Annotated in this window: 21 protein-coding genes; 9 read left to right on the top strand and 12 right to left on the bottom strand. The window is 67.8% G+C overall.

The features are described from left to right. Positions 1-20 precede the first annotated feature (20 nt). The gene (locus ACOGI5_RS10585; protein ID WP_419864385.1) at positions 21-719 is read right to left on the bottom strand and encodes a DUF192 domain-containing protein; all 699 of its coding nucleotides are present in this window, start codon (positions 717-719) and stop codon (positions 21-23) included. 82 nt (positions 720-801) lie between these two features. Between ACOGI5_RS10585 and ACOGI5_RS10580 the strand changes: the two genes are divergently transcribed. The 4 genes from ACOGI5_RS10580 (at position 802) to ACOGI5_RS10565 (ending at position 6,604) form a co-directional block, all read left to right on the top strand. After that, positions 802-3,837, top strand: coding sequence for a cytochrome P450 (locus tag ACOGI5_RS10580; protein WP_419864384.1), 3,036 nt, complete (start codon positions 802-804; stop codon positions 3,835-3,837). Positions 3,838-3,926: 89 nt separating this feature from the next. Continuing rightward, positions 3,927-4,760 carry an SDR family NAD(P)-dependent oxidoreductase gene (locus tag ACOGI5_RS10575; RefSeq protein WP_419864383.1) on the top strand — a complete coding sequence of 278 codons (834 nt, stop codon included), beginning with the start codon at positions 3,927-3,929 and terminating at the stop codon, positions 4,758-4,760. Between the two features lie 66 nt (positions 4,761-4,826). After that, positions 4,827-5,636, top strand: coding sequence for an SDR family NAD(P)-dependent oxidoreductase (locus ACOGI5_RS10570; protein WP_419864382.1), 810 nt, complete (start codon positions 4,827-4,829; stop codon positions 5,634-5,636). Between the two features lie 47 nt (positions 5,637-5,683). Then, entirely contained in the window at positions 5,684-6,604 is a 921-nt protein-coding gene (locus ACOGI5_RS10565) for an NAD(P)-dependent oxidoreductase (RefSeq protein ID WP_419864381.1), read from the top strand. Between the two features lie 18 nt (positions 6,605-6,622). On the opposite strand, the gene pheT is transcribed toward ACOGI5_RS10565, so the two are convergent. The 6 genes from pheT to infC form a co-directional block, all read right to left on the bottom strand. Beyond that, a complete protein-coding gene (pheT, locus tag ACOGI5_RS10560) occupies positions 6,623-9,061 on the bottom strand; it encodes a phenylalanine--tRNA ligase subunit beta (RefSeq protein ID WP_419864380.1) in 2,439 nt (812 codons plus the stop codon). Positions 9,062-9,098: 37 nt separating this feature from the next. Further along, a complete protein-coding gene (pheS, locus tag ACOGI5_RS10555; RefSeq protein ID WP_419864379.1) occupies positions 9,099-10,211 on the bottom strand; it encodes a phenylalanine--tRNA ligase subunit alpha in 1,113 nt (370 codons plus the stop codon). 43 nt (positions 10,212-10,254) lie between these two features. Next, on the bottom strand, positions 10,255-11,022 hold the full coding sequence (locus ACOGI5_RS10550) for a TrmH family RNA methyltransferase (protein ID WP_419865471.1): 768 nt from the start codon (positions 11,020-11,022) through the stop codon (positions 10,255-10,257). A 59-nt stretch (positions 11,023-11,081) separates the two neighbouring features. Then, positions 11,082-11,462, bottom strand: coding sequence for a 50S ribosomal protein L20 (rplT, locus tag ACOGI5_RS10545; protein WP_419864378.1), 381 nt, complete (start codon positions 11,460-11,462; stop codon positions 11,082-11,084). Positions 11,463-11,564: 102 nt separating this feature from the next. Beyond that, positions 11,565-11,759 carry a 50S ribosomal protein L35 gene (gene rpmI / locus ACOGI5_RS10540; RefSeq protein WP_419864377.1) on the bottom strand — a complete coding sequence of 65 codons (195 nt, stop codon included), beginning with the start codon at positions 11,757-11,759 and terminating at the stop codon, positions 11,565-11,567. 123 nt (positions 11,760-11,882) lie between these two features. Then, positions 11,883-12,416 carry a translation initiation factor IF-3 gene (infC, locus tag ACOGI5_RS10535; protein WP_419865470.1) on the bottom strand — a complete coding sequence of 178 codons (534 nt, stop codon included), beginning with the start codon at positions 12,414-12,416 and terminating at the stop codon, positions 11,883-11,885. A 245-nt stretch (positions 12,417-12,661) separates the two neighbouring features. Between infC and ACOGI5_RS10530 the strand changes: the two genes are divergently transcribed. Together ACOGI5_RS10530 and hisG are read left to right on the top strand one after the other, a co-directional pair. Continuing rightward, positions 12,662-13,159, top strand: coding sequence for a hypothetical protein (locus ACOGI5_RS10530; RefSeq protein ID WP_419864376.1), 498 nt, complete (start codon positions 12,662-12,664; stop codon positions 13,157-13,159). Between the two features lie 81 nt (positions 13,160-13,240). Further along, positions 13,241-14,116, top strand: coding sequence for an ATP phosphoribosyltransferase (gene hisG, locus ACOGI5_RS10525; RefSeq protein WP_419864375.1), 876 nt, complete (start codon positions 13,241-13,243; stop codon positions 14,114-14,116). Positions 14,117-14,140: 24 nt separating this feature from the next. Here the strand turns inward: hisG and ACOGI5_RS10520 are convergent, their stop codons facing one another. Continuing rightward, positions 14,141-17,023 (bottom strand): cell wall-binding repeat-containing protein, encoded by a 2,883-nt coding sequence (locus tag ACOGI5_RS10520; RefSeq protein ID WP_419864374.1) that lies wholly within the window; start codon positions 17,021-17,023, stop codon positions 14,141-14,143. A gap of 166 nt (positions 17,024-17,189) precedes the next feature. Between ACOGI5_RS10520 and ACOGI5_RS10515 the strand changes: the two genes are divergently transcribed. After that, positions 17,190-19,181, top strand: a complete 1,992-nt coding sequence (locus tag ACOGI5_RS10515; protein WP_419864373.1) for a cell wall-binding repeat-containing protein — start codon at positions 17,190-17,192, stop codon at positions 19,179-19,181. Between the two features lie 18 nt (positions 19,182-19,199). Here the strand turns inward: ACOGI5_RS10515 and ACOGI5_RS10510 are convergent, their stop codons facing one another. The 4 genes from ACOGI5_RS10510 to ACOGI5_RS10495 all read right to left on the bottom strand — a co-directional run bounded on the left by ACOGI5_RS10510 (position 19,200) and on the right by ACOGI5_RS10495 (position 22,898). Further along, positions 19,200-20,498: a bifunctional 3,4-dihydroxy-2-butanone-4-phosphate synthase/GTP cyclohydrolase II gene (locus ACOGI5_RS10510; protein ID WP_419864372.1), complete on the bottom strand. Its 1,299-nt coding sequence runs from the start codon at positions 20,496-20,498 to the stop codon at positions 19,200-19,202. A gap of 7 nt (positions 20,499-20,505) precedes the next feature. After that, positions 20,506-21,144, bottom strand: coding sequence for a riboflavin synthase (locus ACOGI5_RS10505; protein ID WP_419864371.1), 639 nt, complete (start codon positions 21,142-21,144; stop codon positions 20,506-20,508). A gap of 117 nt (positions 21,145-21,261) precedes the next feature. After that, a complete protein-coding gene (ribD, locus tag ACOGI5_RS10500) occupies positions 21,262-22,377 on the bottom strand; it encodes a bifunctional diaminohydroxyphosphoribosylaminopyrimidine deaminase/5-amino-6-(5-phosphoribosylamino)uracil reductase RibD (RefSeq protein ID WP_419864370.1) in 1,116 nt (371 codons plus the stop codon). Continuing rightward, on the bottom strand, positions 22,377-22,898 hold the full coding sequence (locus ACOGI5_RS10495) for a MogA/MoaB family molybdenum cofactor biosynthesis protein (RefSeq protein WP_419864369.1): 522 nt from the start codon (positions 22,896-22,898) through the stop codon (positions 22,377-22,379). Before ACOGI5_RS10495 ends, ribD begins: the two co-directional genes overlap by 1 nt. Positions 22,899-23,000: 102 nt before the next feature. Between ACOGI5_RS10495 and ACOGI5_RS10490 the strand changes: the two genes are divergently transcribed. Together ACOGI5_RS10490 and ACOGI5_RS10485 are read left to right on the top strand one after the other, a co-directional pair. Continuing rightward, positions 23,001-24,164 (top strand): amidohydrolase family protein, encoded by a 1,164-nt coding sequence (locus tag ACOGI5_RS10490; RefSeq protein ID WP_419864368.1) that lies wholly within the window; start codon positions 23,001-23,003, stop codon positions 24,162-24,164. Between the two features lie 75 nt (positions 24,165-24,239). Beyond that, on the top strand, positions 24,240-24,668 hold the full coding sequence (locus ACOGI5_RS10485; protein WP_419864367.1) for a hypothetical protein: 429 nt from the start codon (positions 24,240-24,242) through the stop codon (positions 24,666-24,668). Positions 24,669-24,686 lie beyond the last annotated feature (18 nt).

Genomic DNA, 24,686 nt, shown 5'->3' with positions numbered 1-24,686 from the left:
CACGTTCATCTGCCGCAGCACTACTCGACGGTCACTTCGACGAACTCGGCCATGGCGAGACCGATGTCAAAGGCCAGACCGAGCGGGTGCTCGATCGCGATGCGATACGCGCCATCAGGGTGATAGCGCGCACATTCGTCGGATGGCGTCGGTGCCAGGCACGGCACCATGTCGGTCGCTGAGACCACCGAACCGCTCGCGGAGACGAACGTGATGCGCAGCGGCAGGGGTGTGTCGCGCATCCAGAACGCACCCGAGGTGTCGTCTTCGAAGACGAACACCATGGCGGCATAGCCCCCGAGCTCTGCGAAGTCGGCAACACCCATGAGCCCGCGCTGGCGGGATTGCGGGGTGTCCGCGACGATGACCGGCCATACCCGGATGCCATCCGGCCCGGTGACTCCCAGCACACCCTCGCCGAAGCCTCCTGGCGGATCGGCGGCGGCGAGCACCGCTCGAGCGAGTGCAGCCGGATCGAGTTCAGCCAGTGCAGGCTCAGTCAGTGCAGGCGACGTCGCGGCGGGCTCGAGGGCTGACGCGGTGAACACGTCGGTCGACTCGCCCATCACAGTCACGACCGTCGGTGCAGGCGACGTCGCTGTCACGGCAGGACCGGTTGGAGGGATCAGGCCGCCGCTGCGCGTGGATTCCTGCACCGAGCATCCCACCAGAACCACCGCGACGGCGCATATCGCCGTCAACCGGCGGAACTGCTGCACGGCGTCAGTCTGTCGTGACTGCCGGCCCGTGGCGACGGGGTGCGCGGTGGAACGAGCCGGCGTGCGTGATGAGATAGGGGTTGTGAGCAGCACTGCTACAGCGCCTGGATCGCGGCGGGTACCGGCCCGCTCGGTCGACGATGAAGGAGCCGTTCCGTTCGCCGACTTCGCGATCGGCGAGTTTGCCGATCTGGTGGCGATGAGCCGGGAACTCAGTCGCACCGGCGACTGGGTCGTGCGCACCCCGTTCGGGTTGTTCGTCCATGGCTACGACGAGGCCCGAACGATCCTGCGCGATCCCGTGTGGATCTCGATGCTCGCTGGGGTCGCCATGCTCGACGGCACTGGTCAGAATCGCACTGGGATCGGCAGCAACGGGCGTGCGCCGGTGAACTTCAACGCATTCATGGCGCGAGCCCGCCGGGATGCACCCCTCAGCACCGGCGGCGAGGCCATGCGGGCCCGGCCGAACGTGCTGTCACTCGAAGGAGACGATCACCGTCGCCTGAGACGGCTCTTCGGTCGTGCATTCACACCCGCCGCCGCAGACCGGCTCCGGCCCTTCATGGCCGCCCACGCCACGAGACTGCTCGAACCGCTGGTGGCCGGCGGCGGGGGCGAGATTGTCGCGGAGCTGTGCGACCCCTATCCGGTGCCGGTCATCTGCCGCTTGCTCGGCGTGACCGATGACGACTGGGGCCAGTTCGGCCGGTGGGCCGAGACCATCTTCGGACTCTTCGACGGCGACGCCGAGGCCGTCGTCCGCCGGCTCGGCGACATTGCGACAGCCCAGGCCGAGCTCGGCGCATACGTGATCGACCTGATCGAGCGCCGGCGGCGGGAAGGGGCCGACGATCTGCTCACTGAGCTGATCGGCGTGACTGATGAGGGCGACCGGCTGAACGAAGACGAGCTCATCGGCATGGTCGAGGCATTGCTGATCGCCGGCACCGACACCACACGCAATCAGCTCGGCGCCACCTTGGCCGTGCTGGCCGACCGGCCGGAGCACTACGCGGCGCTGCGCGCCGATCCGGATCGGATCCCGGCCTACGTGGAAGAGTCGCTGCGCTACATCGGGGCCGTGCGCACCGCGATGCGCATCGCCACCACCGATGTCGTCGTGAATGACCTGCTGTTCCCGGCGGGCACCGTGGTCATGATCGGCCTGCATGCCGCCAGCCTCAGCGGCGGCTGCCCGGCGCACGCGGCAACCGACGCTGCGACACCGACTCGCGCCGAGAGCCCAGCCGCTCCACAGGATCACCAGAGCGAGCACAGCTTCGACTCCTATGGGTTCGATCCGGCAGTCCCGCGTGAGCATCCGCATCTCGCATTCGGCAGCGGTGCCCACCACTGCTTGGGGGCATTCCTGGCCCGCGCAGAGCTGCAGGAAGCGCTGCGCGTCTTCGTCTCGAGTGTCGAGAGCTTCGAGTTGAGCGAGCCCGTGCAGTGGAAGCCGCTCTCATTGGGCATCTGGGGACCGTCGCGCATGCACCTGCGATTGAATGCGCCGCCGCTGGCCGAACGCGTGCCGGCCGGGACGCTGCCGCCCGCCGACGTCCAGGCAGATCTCGGGACTTCAGCCGAGCGCGATCGCTACCTCGCCTCGATCGCACCTATTCGCCGCGCAATTCACGACAGCGTCCCCGAACTGATCACGCGCCCGCGTTTCCCGCCTGTGCTTCGGCTCGTCGTCACAGCGGCTCGCATCGGCTGGGCCACATACGCCGGACGGCTGCTGGACCGGCGACTCGATCCCGACGAGCGGCGGGAGCAGATTTACCGGCGGCTGCGGCTGGCGGCCACCAAGCTCGGCCCCGCGTACATCAAGCTGGCACAGCTGATCGCGGCCGGCGAGGGGGTCTTCCCCGATGCGCTCGTGGCCGAGTGTCGGCAGTGCCGCGACCAGGTGCCTGCCGAGCCATGGACTGCGATCCGCAGCGTCGTCGAGGCCGAGTTGGGAGATCTCGACTCGCGGTTCGCTGAATTCGACACCGAGGCGACGGCCGCGGCATCCATCGCGCAGGTCCACGCAGCGCGCCTGCCGGACGGCACGAGGGTCATGGTGAAGGTGCAGCGTCCCGGCATCCGCCGGCGGGTCGAGCGCGACCTGGCAGTGCTGGCATGGCTCGCGCCCAAGCTCGTGGGCCGCATCCCGATCACGGCGCTGGCCAACCCGCCGGCACTCGTGGAGCTGTTCGCAGAGACCATCACCGAAGAGCTCGACTTCCGCGTCGAGGTGGCGAACCTCTTCGAAGTCGACCGTGCGCTTCGGGCCACGACCGCTGGCCGCTGGCAGGTGCCCGAACCGGTGCTCGACGGCGTGACCGAGCGAGTGATCGTGATGAGCCCGGTAGCAGGCCGGCCGCTGAGCGAGCTGCGTTCGGAGGATCTTGCCGACGGCGAAGCCGCTGCCATCTTCCGCCAGATGAACGACGCTTTGCTTCACGGTGCGTGCATGAGCGGCGTCTTCCACGGCGACTTCCACGCGGGGAACGTGTTCATCGACACCGAGGGGACGCCGCCGGGTCAGCCGCCGGTGATCGGACTCGTCGACTTCGGCATCACGGGCCGGCTCGAAGGGCCCAAGCGGGTTGCATTCTTGCGCTACGTGGTGGGTCTGCTCACGGGCGACCTGCAGTCGCAGATCGCCGGCATGATCGATCTTGGCGCGTTCGGGCCTGGCAGCAACCCCGAGCAAGTCATCGCCGATCTGCGCCTCGACCGGCCCGGCTTCGACCCGCTCGAGCTCACCGAGGACGAGTTCACCGCCGAGTTCCGGGCTCTCATCTCGGGGCTGCTGGCGAACGGTGCTCGCATTCCCAAGGAATTGATGCTGTTCATCAAGAACTTCGCCTACCTGTGCTCCGTGACCGGCGAGCTGGAACCCGAGATGGAGGTGCTGGCCCAATTCGAGCGCATCGCCTCGTCGTTCTTCGCCCGCAACGGCGTACGGATGGCCACCGAGATCGGCTTCTCCCCTGCCCCCGATGACGTCGACGAACGCATCATCCGCCAAGCCATGGGCATCTCGCCCAAACACGAGCGGGTCACTTGGAGGCTCATCCGGGGGCGCCGCACGGACCTCAAGGATCGGGTAGGCAATTCCGGCTGACGTGCCTGCGGGCGGCAACGTGTTGCTGCCGTGGGGCATGATCTTGCACTGTCGGCGGCACGGACTGATCCGCTGCAAGAGGAGAGACGATGGCTTCGGACACAGCAGGCCGCATGGCGGGCAAGGTGGCGGTGATCACCGGAGGCGCATCGGGGATCGGACGGGCGTGCGGGCTGCGGTTCGCGGCCGAGGGCGCCTCGATCGTGGTCGCCGACCTGAACCCCGAGCGCGCGGCGAACGTCGCCGACGAGATCAACGCGCTGGGTCGCGATGCCGTCGCCGTGCAGGTGGACACCTCCGATCAGGAGCAGAACGACGCCATGGCCGATGCCGCTGTCGATGCCTTCGGACGCATCGACGCCTGCGTCGCGGCAGCAGGGATCTCGCACTCCGGCTACGTGAGCCGCGAGATCGAAGAGCAGGCAGGGCAGGACCGCTTCGACCGCGGTGACATGTTCTTCATCGACAAGTCGCTGGAATCGTGGCAGCGGGTCATCGACGTCAATCTCACCGGGGTGATGCTCACGAACCAGGCCGTCGCCCGCAAGATGCGCGACAACGGCGGCGGCGCCATCGTCAACATCTCGTCCATTGCCGGCACCAACGTGCTCAAGGGCAGTTCGGACTATTGCGTGTCCAAGGCGGGCGTGTGGATGCTGACGCGCTGCGCCGCCCTGGAGCTCAGCCGCTACGGCATCCGCGTCAACGCCGTCGGGCCCGGCTACATCCAGACCTCCATGAGCGGTGCTGTGCTGGGCAACGAGCGGTGGGTGCGCGAACGCGAGCGCGAAACGCCGCTCGGGCGCCTCGGCGAGCCCGGAGACATCGCCAATGCCTGCTTGTACCTGTGCAGCGACGATGCCAGCTTCGTGACCGGCGAGATCATCTTCCCCGACGGCGGCGTCATGGCTGCCGGCCGCTAGACCGCCGACACGCATGCCGCGGGCGGAACCTCAGGAAGAACATACGAGGGCAGCACCATGAGTCGAATGGACGGCAAGGTCGCAGTGATCACCGGCGGCGCATCGGGCATCGGCCGGGCCTGCGCACTGCGCTTCTCCGAAGAGGGGGCGTCGGTGGTGGTGGCCGACCTGAACCCGGATCGGGCCGAGGCAGTCGCCGCGGAGATCACCGATCACGGCCGGCAGGCGACCTGGACGCAGGTGAACACGGCCGATCCTGAACAGAACGAGGCCATGGCCGATGCCGCTGTCGCCGCGTTCGGCCGCCTCGACGCCTGTGTTGCCGCCGCAGGCATCTCCCATGCGGATTACGTCAGCCGTGAGATTCCCGATCAAGTCGGCCAGGACTCCTGGCAGGGGGGCGACCAGTGGCTGCTCCACAAGTCGCTCGAGTCGTGGCAGCGGGTGCTCGATGTGAACCTGACCGGGGTCATGCTCACCAACCAGTCCGTTGCGCGCCGAATGCGGGATGGCGGCGGCGGTGCCATTGTGAACATCGCCTCGGTGGCCGGCTTGATGGCGCTGCCCGGCGGAGCGGACTATTGCGTGTCCAAGGCAGGCGTGTGGATGCTCACCCGCTGCGCGGCGCTGGAACTCAACCGGTACGGCGTCCGGGTCAATGCTGTCGCCCCGGGGTACATCCGCACGCCCATGACGGCGTTCATGACCCATAGCGACGAATGGGTGCGCGGGCGCGAACGCGAGACGCCTCTGGGTCGGCTCGGCGAGCCCGCTGACATCGCCAACGCTTGCCTGTATTTGTGCAGCGACGAGGCCAGCTTCGTGACCGGCGAGATCATCTGCGCCGACGGCGGCCTAGCGGCTGACATCCGCTGAGGACTGCAGACGGTGTGTCACGCGCAGAGCGAACGGGCGACAACGCCATGAGCCTGCTGGTTGCCGTCGAGCCCGACTGCTGGCGGCGCCCCGTGCTGGCCGAGGCGGTGGTGCAAGGCGGCGGCACGGTGAGCACGCCGGACCGAGCATCGGCACTCGTGTGGGCCGAACCCGCCCAGGCACACCTGATCGGGGAACTGGTGGATGCCAATCCCGGCATCGGATGGGTGCAATTGCCGTACGCGGGCATCGAGCCGGTCATCGACATCGTGACCGCCCGGCCCGCCATCGAGTGGTACTGCGGCAAGGGCGTGTACGCAGAACCCGTGGCCGAGCACGCATTGATGCTGGCGCTGGCCGGCATGCGAGGCATGGCCACCTATGCCCGGGCCGCAGACTGGGCAGCCCCCGAGGGCCGCAACTTGCTCGGCGCGTCGGTGACGGTGCTGGGCGGCGGGGGCATCACCGACTCGCTCCTGCGCCTGCTCGGGCCATTCGGCTGCGAGGTGACGGTGGTGCGCAACCGGCCGACATCCATGAGAGGAGCCGCCCACGTCGTCGGGCCAGACGAGCTGACACAGGTACTGCCGAGCACCGATGTGCTGTTCCTCGCGCTGGCGCTGACACCCGCCACCGCGGGCATCATCGCTTCGGCCGAGCTGGCGGCGCTGCCCGATCACGCGTGGATCGTGAACGTGGCACGCGGCGGGCACATCGTGACCGACGACCTCGTCGAAGCACTGCAGGACGGCCAGATCGGCGGCGCCGCTCTGGACGTGACCGACCCCGAACCGCTCCCTCGGAGCCACCCGCTGTGGAGCCTGCCCAACTGCCTCATCACCCCGCACATCGGCAACACGCCCGAGATGGGTCTTGCGCTGCTGGCAGACCGGGTGGCCGTGAATGTGGCCCGCAGGATTGCTGGCGAACCGCTGGTCGGGCCGGTGTATCTGGACCTGGGCTACTGATCTGACGTTGCTCCGAGGTCAGCGGAGGCTCGCGTCGTGGAAGTGCTCCACGGCGTCGATGCAGCGCTGGCGGATGTCGGCTGCCTGCTCGTCGGTGAGCGTGCGGTCGTCGGCTTGGAGGCGCAGGCGGTAGGCCAGCGAGCGGGTGCCCGGATCCATCTGATCGCCTCGGTAGATGTCGAAGAGGCTGACCGAGCGCAATTCGTCGCCGCCTGCAGCGAGCAGCGTGCTGCGCACCTGTGACGCTTGAACGTCATCAGGCACCGCGAATGCCAAGTCGATGTCGCTGGATGGGTAGGTCGAGACCAGCTCGTAGGGCCGGTCGGCGGCCGCCGATGCTGCCGCGAGCAGGGGTTCCACGTTCACCTGGAGCCAGGCGCAGCGTTGTGCGAGACCGTGGCGCTCGCAGACCACAGGGTCGATCTCGCCCACAAAGCCGACCGCCTGCCCGTCAAGCAGCACCTGGGCTGCCCGCACCGGGTGCATGCCGTCGAGGTCGTTCGCGTTCTCGAGATCGAGTTCGAGGCCGAATGCCGATGAGATGAGCTCGGTCAGATGCACCGCGTCGGCCGCTCTGCCACCGGCCCAGATGACGCCGACGTGCTCTGTCTCGGTGGGCAGCACCCGCGCGGCGACATCGTCGGCGCCGTCCGTGGGCGGCGGGCCGAACACCACGCCGATCTCGAACAGCGACACGGTGTCGTTGCGGTGGGAGGTGTTGTACGCGGCTGCGGTGAGCAGGCCAGGAAGCAGCGACGGCCGAAGCACCGACTCTTCGGTCGCGAGCGGGTTCAGCAGCCGCACTGGTTCTGCGCCGTCGATCCCCGCCCGGCGCACGGCATCCGGGGCCAGGAACGGGTTGGGCATTGCTTCGGACAGGCCCGCCCCCACCAGCACACGCCGCAGGTCACGACGCAAGCCTTGGGCCGGCGTCAGTCGACCCGGCTCGGGTGAACGCGGAACGGTGCGGCCCAGCCGCTGGTACCCGTAGTGGCGGGCAACCTCCTCGGCCACGTCGGTCTCGGTGACCACGTCGGGTCGGAAACTGGGAATGGTCACTTCGAGCGCCCTGTCCGCCGCGGCGCCGTCGCGTTGCGCGTCGTCATCAGGCACGACGCACTGCAAACCGATGGGATCGAGCAGGCCGCGCAGCTCATCGGCGCCGAATGGCCTCCCCAGCAAGTGGCTCATGCGGGCAGGGCGCACGCGGACGCGGGTGGCTGGGGGCAAGGCGCCCCGGCCGTCCAGCCGGCCGCTGCACACCGACACGCCGCCCGGGGTCACCCGGTCCAGCAGCTCGCAGAACCGGTCCAATGCGACCGGCACGAGCTCATGGTCGGTGCCTCGCTCAAAGCGCATCGAAGCCTCTGAGCGCAGGCCCAGCCGCTGAGACGTGCGGGAGATCGACAGACGATCCCACCACGCGAGCTCGAGCAGCACCGCTGCGGTGCTGTCGCTGATCTCCGTGTTCTCGCCGCCCATCACGCCCGAGATGCCAATCGGCCGATCGTCACGGTCGACGATCAGGCCGTCGCCCCGGAGCATCTCGCGTTCGCTGCCGTCGAGCGTGACGAGCCGCTCTCCACCCGCCGAACGCCTCGTGCCCAGGTGGCCGCCGGGCACGAGTGCCAGATCGTAGGTGTGGTTCGGCGTGCCGAGCTCGAGCATCACATAGTTCGAGACATCCACCACGGAATTGATCGGGCGCATCCCGCACAGCGTCAGCCGGGCCTGCATCCACAGCGGCGACCGGCCAATGGACACGTCCCGGATGACGCGCACACCGAACCGGCCGCAAAGATCTGCGTCGATGATCTCCACCGATGCCACCGTCGAGATGTCCTCGCCGGACTCGCTGACGACCGGCGCAGGGATCCGGAAGGGCACGCCGAGCCGGGCCGCCAGGTCACGAGCCACTCCGGCCACCGACATGGCGTCGGGACGGTTCGGGTTGACCTCCAGGTCGTACAGCACGTCGCCGGCCAGGCCCAGCTGCGACATGAGCGGAGCGCCGAGCTCAAATTCGTTGGGCAAGATCATGATGCCCTCGGCATCGGCGCCGAGCTCGAGTTCCGCGGCGGAGCAGCACATGCCCTGAGAGAGCTGGCCGCGCATGCGCCGCTCACTGATTTGCATGCCGCCCGGCATCGTCGCGCCGATAGTGGCGAGCGGCACCAGGTCGCCGACCGACATGTTGAACGCGCCGCAGCACACCTGCAGCGCACCGTCGGTTCCCTCACCCGTGAAACCGGGCAACTCGACGTCCACGAGCTGGATGCGGTCGGCCTCGGGGTGAGGCCGCAAGCCGGCCACACGGGCAATCACAACTCCGTCCAGCGACGGCAGGATGCGCGTCTCCTCGACGGCCATGCCGAGGTCGCTCAGGTGATCGGCCAGCTCACCAGGATCGCCTTCGATGGGCGCGAACTCGCGCAGCCAGCTCAGCAGCACCTTCATCGGGCCAGCCCCCCTCGCCGAAGCAATCCTGCGGGCATCAGAACTGGCTGAGGAAGCGGATGTCGTTGGTGTACATGTCGCGCAGGTCGTCGATGCCGTGACGCATCAACGCCAAGCGGTCGATGCCGAAGCCGAAGGCAAAGCCCGTCCATTCCTCGAAATCGATGCCGCAGTTGGCAAGCACGTTGGGGTGCACCATGCCGCAGCCGCCCAGCTCGATCCAGCCGGTCCGCTGGCAGGTCTGGCAGCCGGAGCCTTCGCAGATCACGCAGTTGATGTCGAACTCGGCGGACGGCTCGGTGAACGGGAAGTACGAGGGGCGCAGCCGCGACGAGATCGACTTGCCGAAGTAGGCCGAGGTGAACTCCTCGAGCGTGCCTGCGAGGTCAGCGAACGAGATGCCCCGGTCGACCACGAGGCCCTCGATCTGGTGGAAGACCGGCATGTGGCTGGCATCAGCGGTGTCGCGCCGGAACACACGCCCCGGGCAGATCGTGTAGATCGGCGGCGGCTGCACTTCCATCACCCGGATCTGCACCGGCGAGGTGTGGGTGCGCAGCACCACGTTGGATGCTTCACCGCCCTCGCCGTCGCCGAGCTCGGTGCGCTCGCCGAGGTCCAGGTAGAGCGTGTCCCACATGGAACGGGCGGGATGCGCGGACGGCAGGTTGAGCGCCTCGAAGTTGTACCAGTCGGTCTCAGCCTGAGGCCCTTCGGAGACCGTGAATCCCATGCCGACGAACACGTCCTCGAGGCGTTCGGTGGTCTGGGTGACCAGGTGCAGATGGCCGCGCTCGGGTCCCGGCGGAGTCTCGGTGAGGTCGAGCCACTCTCGCTGCAGCTGTTCGCGGCGCGCCGAAGCGGCCATTTCCCGAGCGGCCTCTGCATGTGCAGAGCGCAACGCCTGCTGGGCATCGTTGAGTACTCGCCCGACAGCGGCTCGCTGTTCTGGCGGGAGCGAGCCCAGGTCCTGCTTGATCTGCCCGAGTACGGACTTGCGCCCGAACAATCCCGACTCCGCCAGTGCCAGCTCCTCGCTGGTCGACGCGGCGCTGACCGCAGCCAACCCCTGGCTGCGCGCAGCGTCGATGCTGGCGAGCAGCGCTTCGGGCGATGCCTCCGCGGGGGTGTCGCTGGCCGGGCTGTTCACGGCAGGCAGGGTACGAGCCGGTACCGGCGAATGGTCGGCATGTTCAGGCGCGCGGCCTCATTGCGTACATCAGCACAGCAGCGGCCACGGCGACGTTGAGCGAATCCACGGGGTGCTGCATGGGTATCGAGACCGCCACGTCGGTGCCCCCGATCGCCTCGGCTGACGGCCCATGCGCTTCGTTGCCCACCACGAGCGTCATGCGTTCAGCGATCGGCAGCCGGTCCACACCGATGTCGCCATCGGGCGTCGCTCGCATGCGCACGTGGCCGGCGCCGGACAGCGCGCTGAGCACCTCAGCCGTCGAGTGTCCGCGGCACACCAGCGGCCCGAATGTGAGCCCCGCTGCGCCGCGCAGCGCTTTCGGGCTCCATAGGTCCGTCGAACCGTGCGTGGCGATGACCGCGCCGAACCCGGCAGCGACGGCGCTTCGTACGACGGCACCGGCATTGCCCGGGTCGCGAACTGCTTCGAGCACCACCACCCGTTTTGCCATCGCCGCCTCATCGAGCGCTGCGTCGGCGAACCGTGCTATGGCAAGCACGCCTTGGGGATTCATGGCATCGGCGAGCGGGTCGAGCACGTCTGCGGGCACCGGATGGATCGCTCCGATCCGCACCCGGTAGCCGGCGCCCAAGCGCCGGGCGTCGGGATGATCGTCACGAGCACCCTGCGGCGCGTAACGGCCGACGAGTTCTGGGCGGGCGAACACAGCTTCGAGCGTTGCCCCGCTGGCCAGCGCTCCGTCAACCGCCCTGGGTCCCTCGACGACGGCCAGGCCGGAGGCATCTCGCTGGCGGCGGTCGCGCACCAAGCGTGACAGCCGCGACAGCGCGGCTTGTGACGGCGGTTGCGGGTCGGAGTGTGTGCTCAGGCTGCTGTGTCGACGGCGCCGTCCGCGACGGCGGCCTCAGCGCGCTCGGCGATCGCAGCGAATGCTGCGGGGTCGCTCACGGCGAGGTCTGCCAGGTGCTTGCGGTCGACCGCGATGCCTGCCAGGTCCAGCCCGTGCATGAGGCGGCTGTAGGTGGTGCCGTTCTGGCGCGCAGCAGCATTGATGCGCTGGATCCAGAGGCGCCGGAACTCGCCTTTTCGGGCCCTGCGGTCGCGGAACGCGTACTGCCCGCTGTGCATGACCTGCTCGTTGGCGGCCCGGAACGACCTGCTCTTGTTGCCGTAGTAGCCCTTCGCCTTGCCGAGCGTCGCCTTGCGACGGGTGCGGCTGGCTACGGATCGCTTGACTCGTGCCACGTTGATCTGTCCTTGCTTGCCTTGGATTGCCTGCGGGGCTTGTCCGCGGATCGTGTGCCTGGGAACCGTTTCGTCCGCGGGTCGTGTCTTCCAGAGTGCGGCTCAGCGGCCGAGCATCCGGTTGACGCGCTTGGCGTCGGCCGCCGACACTTCGCCTTCGAGTGCCAGCCAGCGCTTGCGCGCTGACGACTTCTTCTCCAGCAGGTGATTCCGGTTGCGCTTGCGGCGCACGAGCTTGCCGGAGCCGGTGGTCTTGAAGCGCTTCTTGGCGCCGCTGTGAGACTTCATCTTGGGCATGGTGTTGCTGCCTTGCTTGTGGTGGATCGAACTGTGTGGAACACGCGGGCTGGTTGCGTGGTCGTGAGCGGCGCGCACAACGCTCAGCCTCTCGGCCGCACGCACCACCCGTGTCGCCGCGACTCAGTCGTTGGGCGGATCTGCGGCCTTGCGACGCTGACGTGACACGCGGTCTGGGCTCAGCAACATCGTCATGTTGCGTCCGTCGAGGCGGGGAAACTGGTCGACCTTGCCGACATCGGCGACCGCCTCGGCAACCCGCTCGAGGATCTGGCCGCCGAGTTCGGGATGGAAGACCTCACGCCCCCTGAACATGACGGTGACCTTGACCTTGTGGCCGTCCTCGAGGAACTTGCAGACCTTGGCCGTCTTGGTGCCGAAGTCGCCGGTCCCGATCTTGGGCCGGTACTTCATCTCCTTCAGCCCGGCATGGGTCGCCTTGCGCCGTGATTCCTTCGCCCGCTGTGCCGCCTCGTACTTGTACTTGCCGTAGTCCATGATCCGGCAGACCGGCGGGGCGGCGTTGGGCGCCACCTCGACGAGGTCCAAGTCCATATTGCGGGCGATTTGCAGCGCTTCGGGAACCGACTTGATGCCGATCTGCTCGCCGTCGGGTGCGACCAAGCGGACCTCGCGGACCCTGATGTCCTCGTTGATCCGGGCGTCACCGTCACTTGCGCGTGCTATGGCCGTACTCGCTTGTCCAAAGGACGCTCCTCGTCCACGCGGCGTCCTGTGCGAGCCCGGTACCGGAACGCGCCCTGCGGCGGCCCAGTGGGGGTCAGACCCCGCTTGTTCCTGTTGTAGGGGCCGTAGGGTAACAGCGCTGGGGAAAGCCAGCACAGCCTCAGCAGCAGCGTCGGCATGAGCCAGCACAGCCAGTCGGGGCGGGGAGGTCAGCGATGAGCACGTTGTGGACACCCGAGGGTGAGCATCGGGTACCTCGCGAGAGCACCGGCGAGACGCCGAGCGCTCCGCCTCCCTCGGCCGACCAAGGAGGCGCATTCGATACAGCCGAAGAGGGCGGCGCCTTCGCCGGCGAACTTGACATCGATCCCGAGACCGGGCTGCCGATCGATCCGCGCACGGGCGAGCCATTCGATCCCGAAGAGCTGGCCGCAATGCAGGAGCAGCTGCGCGAGGCGCAGGAACAGCTCGTCTCGGTGCCCGCGGCCGAGATCGTGCAGAACCACATGATGGGGCTGTTCGAGCTCGCGGCATTGCATCTGCGGCGTGACCCGCCCGATCTTGCCGAGGCACGGCTCCCGATCGACGCACTTGGCCTGCTGGTGGACAACCTCGCCGACCAGCTGCCGGCCGGCGACACGCTGCAGGGGGCGCTGCAGCAGATTCGCCTCGCCTACGTCGAGATCCACAAGCGCCAGACTGCAGCCGAATAGACGCGGCGCCCGAGCCCCAGGGCGCACTCATCACGTAATTCGGCACGGTGCCGCGAGGTGCCGCGGGTACCGTTACCGCCCGTGCTCAAGCTCGTGCTCCCCAAGGGCTCGCTCGAAGAGGCGACCCTGCAGCTGTTTTCCGACGCGGATCTGCCGGTACGCCGGAGTTCTGCGGTGGACTATCGCGCCACCGTTGACGACCCGCGCATCGACGACGTGCGGATCTTGCGGCCCCAGGAGATACCCACGTACATAGAGGACGGTCTGTTCGACTTGGGCATCGGCGGACGTGACTGGATCGAAGAGACCAGCAGCAACGTGGTCTCACTGGGTGAGTTGCGATATTCCAAGGCCACGTCACGGCCGGTGAGAATTGTCGTCGCCGTTCCTGAGGACAGCAGCTTTCAGACGCTCACCGACTTGCCCGACGGTGTTCGCGTATCCAGCGAGTATCCCGAGCTCACCCGTCGTCACTTCGCGGAACGCGGCATCGACGCTGACATTCGATTGAGCTACGGCGCCACTGAAGCCAAGGCGCCCGAGATCGTCGACGCCGTTGTGGACGCAACCGAGACTGGGCGGGGGCTCCGGGCTGCCCGCCTGCGGATCATCGACGAGATCCTCACGAGCTACACCGAGATCTTCACCAATCAGGCTGCCTACGACGACCCGGACAAGCGCCGGGCCATGACGCAGATCAAGACACTCCTCGACGGGGTGCTGGACGCGCGTGGTCGGGTGCTGGTGAAGCTGAACGTGGGGCGCGAGCACCTCGACGCCGTAGTGAAGCTGCTTCCCTCCATGAAGGCCCCGACGGTGAACGAGCTGTGGGGCGGCGAGGCCTATGCAGTAGAGACGGTCGTGCCGAAGCACCAGATCAACGTGCTCATTCCCGAACTCCTCGAACAGGGCGCGGCCGACATCATCGAGATGCCGATCTCCAAGATTGTCCCCTGAGGCCGTCCTGCGGCGGCAGAGGCATCAGCAGCCGGCGTCGCGGAACGGGTTGGCGCTGGCCGGGGGGAAACGTTCAGGCTCGAGCGGGAAGGTGACCCAGTCGTCGGAGCAGAGTCCTCCGAACTCGGGCGCCAGGTTCCACAGAATCGGCAGCGAGGGCGCATTCCGCCAGGCAGCCCAGAACTCGTCGCTGCTCGTGATGTTGCGGGTGTACCACTCGGGAACCTTGCCTGCCAAGCCTGCGAGCACCACCTGCTCGTCTTCGAGCGACGGCCGGTCCCCCAGCGTCGGGCAGCCGTCGGACTCGTAGTACGTCAGCCAACCGTGCGGCACCATGAGGTGCTTCACCGTGTCCGCCAGGATCTCGCCCCCTGGGAGGTCGTTGCGGTTGTAGCAGTCCGGATACTTGACGGCGAAGTAGAGCTGCACGGCACCCCACGCCTTCGCGGGCGCGAGGCCGGCCTGGATGTCGTACACGTGCAGGAGCTCGTGGACAACGCCGCCGAAGGTGAGCTGGGACATGGTCATGCCGCGGATCTCGCAGCCGCGCTCGTGCCAGTGGTGGCACGAGCGCCACACGACGCCGCCGCCGCCCGACGCGGCAACGTTCGCCTGGTCACGAATGTGGTCCCATGCGATCTTCAGCCAGGGGTAGTCGGCCTGCCTGCGCCGCGACTCCTCGTCTATCCACGAGTGCAGGATTTCCAGATCGGTGAGGGGAGCCTCCTCAGCCGGTATCGGGACGAACTGCATGGCGAGCCTCGGGCTCGTGCGCCGCACCGTGGTGCCGTCGCCCACTTGGGAGACGCTGTTGTCGCCCCAGCACGACACACGGCCGTTGCGGCGCAGAGCGCACGCGTGAGCGGGAATCGGTGTCGAGCCGAGGCTGATGCCCACCTCGAGGGCATCGGAGATGCCGATGATGCGCTTCGGCGAGGTGCGCGACGTCCGGGTGCCGTCGCCGAGCTGGCCGGATTCGTTGTCTCCCCAGCACGACACCCCGCTATCGCGATGCACCACGCATGCGTTCTTGTCGCTCACCGACACCGAGAGGGCATCGTGCACACCCGCGACGCTTGGTCCCGGGTGTCCGCCTCGCAGGTACCAGCAGAACACCTCGCCACCGCTGCTGACGGCGCAGGCGCGTCGATCTGCTACGGACAGCGACGACACTCGGCTCAGCCCCTTGACGCGCTGCGGGGAATCGAAAAACGAGCCCCCCCAGCACGACACGCCGCCGTCGCGATGCACGACGCAGAAGGAGGTACGGCCGGCCGCGATGGCGACGGCGTCATGGAGACCTGGCACACGTTTTGGCACGTACTGGTTGTGGCGCGTGTCGCGATGGCCGACCTCGCCGCGACTGTTCGCGCCCCAGCACGACACGCCGCCGTCGCCGTGCAACGCGCACGTGGTCTCGATGCTCGAAGCGATGTCGGCAGCGTCGTCGATTCTCGGGATCTTCACCGGCACGTAGCGGTTGCCGGTGCCTCCCTGCCCAAGCTGTCCTTTGGATCCTTCACCCCAGCACGAGACCGTCCCGTCGCCGTGCAGCGCGCAGGCATGCAATGCCAGATAGCTGGTGTTGTCCGATGAGCTCAGTGCAACAACATCGGTGAGCGATGCGGTGGTCAGCCGCTCGAGCAAGCCCTCGGCGCCCCAGCACGACACGGTCGCGTCCAAACGCACCATGCAGGTTCGCCCGCGCGCGACCGTCAGGAACGTCTGGTCGCTGCGGGGCCCATCGAACGCCGGGTACGTAGCCGGCGCAGCGTCGTCGGTGTCTTCGGCGTCCTCCGGCTCCTGTTCGGGTTCGGCTTGCCTGCTGGCGAGGTACTCGTCGAGAGCTGCCTGGGAGACTGCCGCGTCGCCACCGAAGACGTGCAGATCGACCGAGTCGTGAGCACTGCGTGCTGCGTCGAGATACACAGCCGTGCCAGCGGGAATCCGCGCCGGGTCGGCGAGCAGGAGCGGAGCGCACAGTTCGCCCAACAGCGGTGCCGCGCTGAACGAATCGAACGGCACGCGGGCCCGTGCAATGCCCACTGTGGCGGACGTGAAGCATGGCTTTCCGGCAACGTCGCTGTAGCGGTTGTTCATCAGTTCCGCCGCTTTGGCCGCCGTGTCGTAGCGATCTGTGCCGGCCACGCGTGTCACCGACATGCCCATGGCGGTGATCGCGTTCTCGACAGCTTGGCCGAGTGCAGCCGTGCCGCCCATGATGACTACGTGCTCGATTCCTGAGCCGGTCAGGTAGCGAGCCACCTCCGCGTGCAGCTCACCGGGCGGACTCAGCAGCACCGGATGACGGCCGCGGGCAGCGATCGGGCCTGCCACCAGCGCATCAGCAAACACTTCGCTGCTCGCAAGGATCGCTGTGCGGCCCAATCCGGGCATCACACCGGCCGTGACCTGCCGCGCTGCGGCTACCGCAGTGCCGACACGGTCCGAGCCTGAGATCCGTTCTGCCGACACGCCAATGCCGACGAGCGAACGCAGCACAGCCGCGCTCACGCCTCGTCCGGAACCGTGCACCGCGCTGCCCGTCTCCGGGCCCACCACCAGCGCACGGGTCACCCCAGTTCGCTGCAGGAAGGCCGTGGCATCGCCTCGCAGTTCCGTGGGCGGTGTCATCAGCACCGGCGCGCCCAGTGCGCCAGCTACCGGGGCAGCCACGACGGCATCGGTCCAGCGCTCGCCGGACACCAGCACGACCTGCTCGACGGACCCGCCAGCCGCAGCCGCCACCGCCTCGGCAATCTGCAACGAGGTGGCATATCGATCCGCGCCGCCATAGCGGACGATAGGCACATCATCTCCGCTGGCGCCGGCTGCAACCGCCGGCACAACCAGCACGCTCGCCAGCAGCGCCACGGCCGACAGCACCAGACCACATCGTCTTGGCATCGTCAGCAATCTAAGCAACGACTCAGCACCAATGCGGTTATCTTCGCATACGGCCGATCATGTGCGCCTAACTGCATATGGCTGGCATCCCCACAGTCTGCGATCTTTGGAGCTGGAGGAGACAGACCCCATGATCCCGCAAGTCAAGCCTCGACGCTGCAGGAGCGTGCTTGTTGCCATGCTTGTGCTCAGCGCTGCTGCGCTGCTGCCGATCTCCGCCGCCGCGGCACAGTCGGGGGCGTCCGAACTTGCCGATGTCGAACGCGTGCGTTACGGCGGAGCGGATCGCTACGCCACGTCGCTGCTCATCGCTGAGGCAGTCGCAACCCATGCCGGCGGCGAATTGGAGTGGGTCGTCATGGTGTCCGGCCGCAGCTGGCATGAGGCTGTCGTGGCGGCATCGGTGGCGGGCCATCTCGAAGCGCCGGTGCTGATGACACCTCCAGATGCCGTGCGCAGTGACGCGCTGGAGTTCCTGGACCGTGTCGGAGCGTCGAAGGTGCTCCTGGTCAGCAGCGGCACCGGTTCGGCGCGCACGATCACCGACGCGGTCGACAGACAACTGCGCGCGGCCGAAATCGCGGTCGAGCGCATTGAAGGCGGCGATCGGTACCGCACCGGCGTCGCAGTCGCAGAACGGCTCGGCGCAGTTGGCAATCTGGGTGGTGTCAGGACTGCGATCGTCGCCAGCGGCGAGGTGTTCGCTGACGCGCTGGTTGCCGGACCGCTGTCGGCGCACGGAGGCCACCCGGTGCTGCTGACCCCGAGCACCGGGCTGCACCAGTCCGTGGCCGACTATCTCGCAAGCAAGCGCATCGAGCGTGTCGTGCTCATGGGAGGGACCTCCGCGTTGTCCCAGCAGGTGGCAGACGCAATCAGCGAACTGGGTATCTCGGCAGATCGCATCGCCGGTCCATCGCGCTTCGAGACGGCAACACGATTTGCCGTGTATGCGGCCGGGCAGTCGAGCAACGGGTGCTTTGCCGAAGCCAGGGTGGGGCTGGCACGCGCGCGCGTTCCGTTTGACTCGTTCAGCGCGGCGCCGCTGCTGGCTCGCAGGTGCGCAGCGCTGGTGCTCACCAGTCCCAGCCAAATTCCGTCGGCCAGCGCCGACTATCTCGACACAGTCCGCGGCTCAGCCGGCGACGACGCAGCTGAGTTGCTCGTGTTCGGCGGCGAATCGGCTGTGTCCACGTCAGCCATCGACGCCTACCTCGCCCGAGGCGACGACGAAGGCGATGGCTCCGAAGCCGAGGATGCTGACTTGGGTCCGTGTGGCGGCACCCCCACCGATGCACCGGTGCAGCTGCTCGAGAGCCCATGGGCGAGCCAAGCAGATTGGTCACCCGATTGCCGGCACATCGTCTACAACAACGGAGGCGCACTGGTGGTAGCCGACCGAGACGGCAGCAATGGGCGAGTGCTGTCTAGCGGGGTAGGCATTTCGCCTCAGGAACCTGCATGGTCACCCGATGGCACCAAGATCGCCTTCGCCGGCTGGAAGAGCACAGATCCTGCCGAAGGCACCGATCCCTACCGGAGCCACATCTGGACGGTCAACAGCGACGGATCAAACGCAGTCCAGTTGACGAGTGGTGCGGTTGAGGATCGGTGGCCGACTTGGTCGGCCGACAATCGCAAGCTGGCATTCGGACGACACAATTGGGAGCCCTCGGCGTGGTACCTCGTCGCGATGGATGCCGACGGACGCAATCCAGTGGAGCTGGGCCGGAAGTTCGGCTCGGGAGCTGAGCCGGCCTGGTCGCCTGACGGCTCGCTGATTGCGTACAACCGGCACGGGATACTGTCGGTCGTCAATCCTGATGGCACCGACGTGCGATCGTTGCCTCCCGATGACAACCGCGGAGGCAGGCTGAAGCGCGAGGTCGAGAGCAAGCTGTCGTGGTCACCAGACGGCACGCGTCTGGCATTCAGCCTCTGGGAGACACGCGACGGCCGCACAGTGGCGGGCGAGTCGAACATTGCCATTCTCGAGGTCAGCACCGGCGAGATCACGCAGGTCACGGAAATGCCAGGCCGTGAGATCAACCCCGATTGGTCGCCGGATGGCCAGCGAATCCTCTTCAACACCGCCCAGGACAGCGCGGGTCACACTCGCGTCTTCGTGGTGGGTGCCGAGAGATCGGTGTCGCGCTAGCGCTGGCGAGGCCGGATATCAGTCGGCGAGCGGAGGCGCCTCTTCGAGATCTGCCTCGACTTCGACTGCGCCCTCGGCCTCGTCGTCCATGAGGTGGCCCAAGCGCATCTTCTTGGTTCGCAGGTAGGCCCGGTTGTAAGGATTCGCGTTCGATGACGTCGGCACTCGCTCGACCACTTCGAGCCCGTAGCCCGACAGCCCGCCGATCTTGTTGGGGTTGTTGGTCATCAGCCGCATCCGCTGCACCCCGAGCTCGGCCAGAATCTGCGCACCGATGCCGTACTCCCTGCTGTCCACCGGCAGGCCCAGCTCCAGGTTGGCGTCGACTGTGTCGCGGCCGGCGTCCTGCAGCGAGTACGCAGCAATCTTGTGGCCGATGCCGATGCCGCGGCCCTCGTGGCCCCGCAGGTAGACGAGCACGCCCGCGCCGGCTTCGGCGATGGCCTCGAGCGCACTGTGCAGCTGTGAACCGCAGTCGCAGCGCATCGACGCCAAGATGTCGCCGGTCAGGCATTCACTGTGCACGCGCACCAGCACGGGCTCTGCGCCCATCACAGATCCGTATGTCAGGGCCAGATGCTCGGTGTCGTCGAAGTCGCGGAAGACGTGGCCGGTGAACTCGCCGTAGATGGTGGGGATGCGGGCCTGAGATATCGGGTCGACCAAGCGCTCATTGACCCGCCGGTAGCGGATGAGGTCGGCGATCGAGATGAGCAGCAGACCGTGCTGCTCGCAGAACTGGATCAGGTCGGGCACCCGGGCCATGGTGCCGTCGTCGTTGACCACCTCGCAGAGCACGCCCGCCGGATGGCAGCCAGCCAGCCGGGCCAGATCCACGGCCGCCTCGGTATGGCCGGCCCGCTTGAGCACGCCTCCTGGGCGATAGCGCAGCGGCAGCACGTGGCCGGGACGGTTGAATTCGTTCGCGCTGGACTTGGGGTCTGCCAGCAGGTTGAGCGTGAGTGAGCGATCTGCCGCCGAGATGCCCGTCGTGGTGCCCTCAGCAGCATCGACGGTGACCGTGTAGGCGGTGCGCATGGACTCGGTGTTGACCGTCACCATGAGCGGCAGCGCCAGTTCGTCGAGGCGCTCCCCCATCAAGGGTGCACAGATGACGCCAGAGGTGTAACGAACAAAGAACGCCATCGACTCCGGAGTGGCGTGCTCGGCCGCCATGATGAGGTCGCCCTCGTTCTCGCGGTCCTCGTCGTCGACCACCACCACGATCTCACCGCGGCCGATCGCATCGATGGCGTCGGGAATCGCAGCGAACGGCGAGCCGTCCGGTGCGTCTTCGGCTGCGCTGCGGTCGTTCATGCCCGGCTCATTCGCTTTCTGATGCACCGGCGCCGAGTGCGTCGGCTGGTGCGGTTGCAGCACCATTCTGCCCGAGCAGACGCTCGACGTAACGGGCCAAGACATCGGCTTCGAGATTGACCGGGTCGCCGGGCTGCACCGTGCCCATGGTGGTCATCGACATGGTGTGCGGGATGAGCGCCACCGAGAACTCGCAGCCGCCGGCTTCGTCGTCGGTGATGTCGAAGCAGGTGAGGCTGACGCCGTCGAGCGTGACGGAGCCCTTCTCGACGATGTAGCGGCGCAAGCCTCCTTCCGGCGGCACCGCCACGCGCAGGTCAGGGCCGGGCTGGACGACGGTTGCCACGCCGTCGACGTGCCCTTGCACGAGGTGTCCGCCGAGCCGATCCGCATAGCGCATGGATCGTTCAAGGTTGACGGGATCGCCGGGTTGCAGCGAGCCCAGGGCAGTGCAGCGCGCCGTCTCGGCGCTGACATCGGCCTCCCACCAGCCGTCGCCCATCTCCACGACCGTCAGGCAGCAGCCGTTCACTGCGATCGAATCGTCGACCGCTGCGTCGCTCAGCACGATCCCAGCGGTGAACCGGTAGCGGTCGCCGTCGCGGCCGGCGAGGCTTCCGAGTTCCTCGACGAGTCCGGTGTACATCAGGAGTCCTTTCGCCGACTGGCGCTAGGCGCGCGATATTCCGCCGACGGTACCGGTGGAGTCGGCCGGAACCAGACCGAGGCCGGGACGGCGGGCAGGAACGGGGCTGAGGCGCATCTACCGAAGCACCGTGATGCGCAGGTCGCCGCCGACGGTGCGGACATCGGTGAGCTGCCCGCGCCAGAACTCGGCGACGGTTTGAGCGCCCTGTCCTGCCAGCACCGGCAGCCCGTCGTCGCCGCCCGCAATCGCCGGCGCGAGATAGACGACGTATTCGTCCACGAGGCCATCGCGGTGCAGCTCTCCCGCGGTATTGGCGCCGCCTTCCACCAGCAGCTCGACGACGCCGTCATCGGCCAGGCGTGGCACCACAGTCCGCAGCGCTCCGCTGACTTCGATGCACGGCTGCACCTTGGCTTCCGCCGGTGCCATGCCGAGCACGAAGCGGCGCGGATCGAGCCGCTCGGCGGCCGCGCGGGTCAGCGGCAGACCGGCCGGCCCGTCATCTGCATCGCGCATGTCCATCAGCGGCTGATGGGGATCTGCGGGCGGCAGCTCGCGAACGGTGAGCGACGGGTTGTCAGCACGCACGGTGCCTGCCCCCACCAGCACGGCATCGCAGCGGGCGCGCAGTGCGTGAGCATCGGCTCGGGCTTCGGGCGAGGTGATCCACTGCGAGGTGCCGTCGGGCGCGCCGATGCGCCCGTCGAGCGTGGCGGCCAGCTTCAGCACCACCCACGGACGGCCCGTCTGGCGCTGGTGCAGGTAGGGGCGAAGCGAATACGCGACAGCGTCGGCGGCAACGCCCGCCTCGACATCGATGCCTGCGGCCCGCAGTGCCTCGACTCCGCTGCCGGACACCTTGGGGTCGGGATCGGTCACCCCGACGGCGACCCGGCCGACTCCTGCGGCAATGATCGCCTCGATGCACGGCGCGGTGCGTCCCGTGTGCGAGCAGGGCTCCAGCGTGGTGTGCAGGGTCGCTCCGGCCGGATCGGCACCGGCGCTGCGGGCTGCGTCGAGCGCCACGATCTCGGCATGGCGCCCGGGCGGTGGCTCAGTTGCGCCCTCGAACACCGTGCCGTCGGGCAAAACCAGCACGGCGCCCACCCACGGATTCGGAGCTGTGGTGCCGCGAACACTCTCCCCCAGCTGCACGGCACGGTGCATGTGGGCGAGGTCGTCAACGGCATTGGCCGACTCGCCGGTGGGAGCCAGACTCTCGCCGGACATCAGTGCAGCCGTTCGCCTGCCAGCAGGGCCAAGGCGTGAGGCAGCACGTCGGCCACGGCCTCGAAGCACTCGACGCAGCCTTTGGTGGATCCGGGTGTGTTGAGCACGATCGTGCGGCCGATGATGCCTGCGACGCCTCGGGAGAGCCGGCCCAACGGGTTCACCAGCCGCATCGCCTCGGCCAGGCCCGGGGCTTCCCGCTCGATGACGGCACGGGTGCCTTCTGGCGTGAGATCCCGCTCGGTGAAGCCGGTCCCGCCGGTCGAGACGATGAGGCCCTCGAACCGGTCCGACATCGACCGCAGGGCATCGGCCACCGTGTCGACGCCGTCGGCCACGACGCGTCGCTCGACCACCTCGTATCCGGCGCCAGCCAGCGCTTCGCCCAGTGCCTCGCCGCTGCGATCATCACGCGTTCCGGCGATCACGCCGTCGGAGACCGTGAGCACCTTGGCGGCGAGCTGGTGCTCGCCGTCGGGCGGGCTGTGAGCGTGATGATGTGCCGCATGCGATCCGGCCATCGCGGCAGGTTACCGACGCTCATGTGAGCGTTCCCCTGGCCGACTCGCTGCACCCGTCGGCAGACCCGGCGGCTCGCTTCGCCCCGTCACTAGCCTGCGGTCATGGCATACGCGAGCGGCCGGACCTACCTCGATGCCGACAGCCACCTCATGGAGCTGCCGGACTTTCTGCAGTCACACGCTGAGAGCGACATGGCGGACCGTCTCCCGCTGATCGAATTCTCCAGCGCGGGCGAATCGGTGAACAACTTCGAGGCGGCGGGCGGCAGCCGTTCCCACACGCCCGAGACCGTGGCCGATCTTGTCGCAATGGGCGACGACTTGATCCGGGGACCGAAGGGGTACCACGCGCTGGGTGCGTTCAACTCCGCCGAACGCGCGACTGCACTCGACCTGCTCGGCTTCGACCGGCAGTTCGTGTTCGCCACCTTCAGCGCCGGCGTGGTGTTCGACCCCAAGCTGGACCACGATGTCCGCTACGGCGCAGCCCGTGCGCACAACCGCGGCATGGCTGAGTTCTGCGGAGACGACGACCGCATGATCGGCGTGGCGCTGCTGCCGCTCGACGATCCGCAGATGGCCATCGACGAGATGTCGTTTGCCCTCGAGGCAGGGCTCGGCGCCATGTGGGTGCCGCACCGGCCCGCCGGCGGCAGGTCGCCCGGCCACAACGACCTCGACCCGGTCTGGGCCCAGATGGCAGAAGCCGGCGTGCCGTTCCTGCTGCACGTCGGGGGGAACCCGCTGCAGATCGCGCCGGAGTGGATGAACACGGGTCGCCCCACGCCGACGGATTGGCTGGGCGGCGGCGAGAACGTCCGCGGCAAGGACATGGTCGCGCTCCACCATGCAGCCGAGACATTCGTGGGGGTGCTGGTGCTCGACGGCGTGCTGAGCCGGCACCCGAACCTGCGCGGCGGGGTCGTGGAGCTCGGTGCAGCCTGGGTGCCCCAGATGCTGCGCCGGCTGGACGTGACCGTCGAGACCTGGAAGCGCTCCGAGCCCGAACTCGCCGCGTTCAGCGAGCTGCCGTCGCAACAGGTCACACGGCAGATGGCCTTCACGCCCTACCCCATCGAGGACGTCGGCGCCATGATCCGCGAGTCCAACGAGCACCTGTACATGTTCTCGAGCGACTACCCCCACATCGAGGGCGGTCGCAACCCGCTGGGCCGCTTCAACGCCTCGCTCGAAGGCTTCGACGGCGGTGTGCTGGACCGGTTCTTCGCCGACAACATGGCGGAGCTGATCGGCGATCGGTCCTGACCCCGGACGCCCGCCGATCCGTGGTATTCCCGCGGCAGGAACCGTTCCGGCCCTGAGGAGAAATCGAGGTCACCCATGACTGCAATCAGTGAAGTGAGCCGCGTCGTCACGTTCGATCTCGACACCGTCCGCGTTGTGCTGCACGTGCTGGCGGTGACGGTGTGGATCGGCGGCCAGATCGTTGTCGGGGCGGTGGTACCCGTGGTCGGGCGTGCCTTCCCGGGTTCGGGCAAGGTGGCTGCGAAGGCTTTTTCGCGCGTGGCGTGGCCCGCGTTCGGCATCGCCGTCGTGACTGGCCTCTGGTCGATGCTCGCCATCCCCAGCGAGGAGACGAGCACCGGTTGGTCGATGCTGCTCGGCATCAAGATGCTGCTGGTGCTCATCTCGGGCGTGGGTGCGCTGGTGCATCAGAACGCCGGCGACAACGTGGCCAAGCGGGGCGCGGGCGCAGGCGTGTCGCTGCTGTGCGGCCTGACAGCACTGCTGTTCGGCGTGATGCTGTAACGCTGGCACCCGGGGACG

Origin of the sequence: Candidatus Poriferisodalis sp. (assembly GCF_965208925.1) — a bacterium.
Taxonomy (GTDB): domain Bacteria; phylum Actinomycetota; class Acidimicrobiia; order Acidimicrobiales; family Poriferisodalaceae; genus Poriferisodalis.
Note: the sequence above shows the minus strand (reverse complement) of the source record. Positions and strands in the feature narration are given on the sequence as shown.

Coding starts and splice junctions, on each gene's coding strand:
- ACOGI5_RS10575 (WP_419864383.1), top strand. CDS start 3,927: ATGGCTTCGGACACAGCAGGCCGCATGGCGGGCAAGGTGGCGGTGATC.
- ACOGI5_RS10570 (WP_419864382.1), top strand. CDS start 4,827: ATGGACGGCAAGGTCGCAGTGATCACCGGCGGCGCATCGGGCATCGGC.
- ACOGI5_RS10565 (WP_419864381.1), top strand. CDS start 5,684: ATGAGCCTGCTGGTTGCCGTCGAGCCCGACTGCTGGCGGCGCCCCGTG.
- pheT (WP_419864380.1), bottom strand. CDS start 9,061: ATGAAGGTGCTGCTGAGCTGGCTGCGCGAGTTCGCGCCCATCGAAGGC.
- rpmI (WP_419864377.1), bottom strand. CDS start 11,759: ATGCCCAAGATGAAGTCTCACAGCGGCGCCAAGAAGCGCTTCAAGACC.
- ACOGI5_RS10530 (WP_419864376.1), top strand. CDS start 12,662: ATGAGCACGTTGTGGACACCCGAGGGTGAGCATCGGGTACCTCGCGAG.
- ACOGI5_RS10520 (WP_419864374.1), bottom strand. CDS start 17,023: ATGCCAAGACGATGTGGTCTGGTGCTGTCGGCCGTGGCGCTGCTGGCG.
- ACOGI5_RS10510 (WP_419864372.1), bottom strand. CDS start 20,498: ATGAACGACCGCAGCGCAGCCGAAGACGCACCGGACGGCTCGCCGTTC.
- ACOGI5_RS10505 (WP_419864371.1), bottom strand. CDS start 21,144: ATGTACACCGGACTCGTCGAGGAACTCGGAAGCCTCGCCGGCCGCGAC.
- ribD (WP_419864370.1), bottom strand. CDS start 22,377: ATGTCCGGCGAGAGTCTGGCTCCCACCGGCGAGTCGGCCAATGCCGTT.
- ACOGI5_RS10495 (WP_419864369.1), bottom strand. CDS start 22,898: ATGGCCGGATCGCATGCGGCACATCATCACGCTCACAGCCCGCCCGAC.
- ACOGI5_RS10490 (WP_419864368.1), top strand. CDS start 23,001: ATGGCATACGCGAGCGGCCGGACCTACCTCGATGCCGACAGCCACCTC.
- ACOGI5_RS10485 (WP_419864367.1), top strand. CDS start 24,240: ATGACTGCAATCAGTGAAGTGAGCCGCGTCGTCACGTTCGATCTCGAC.